The organism is Mycobacterium sp. NGS39, assembly GCF_059812765.1.
The window spans coordinates 1-237 of record NZ_JCALDH010000041.1; the positions used below are offsets into that span (position 1 = coordinate 1).

Below are 237 nucleotides of genomic sequence, written 5' to 3' on the forward strand. Positions count from 1 at the left end.
GGTGTTCGGCGGTGTCCTACTTTTCCACCCGGGGTGGGTAGTATCATCGGCGCTGGCAGGCTTAGCTTCCGGGTTCGGGATGGGTCCGGGCGTTTCCCTGCCGCTGTGGCCGCCGTAACTTTATGGGGTTGTGTTTTGGTGGTGGGGTGTTCCACGGCCCTTTTGGGGGGTTGTGGTTGGTTGGGGTGTTGGTGTGGTTGCGTGGTGTGGGTAAGTTTTCGGCCGGTTAGTGCCAGT

At 60.8% G+C, this 237-nt stretch carries 1 rRNA gene; it reads right to left on the reverse strand.

Annotated features, from left to right (window positions below):
• Positions 1-3: 3 nt before the first annotated feature.
• Positions 4-117 (reverse strand): 5S ribosomal RNA (rrf, locus tag AC5Y39_RS21265).
• Positions 118-237: the final 120 nt, after the last annotated feature.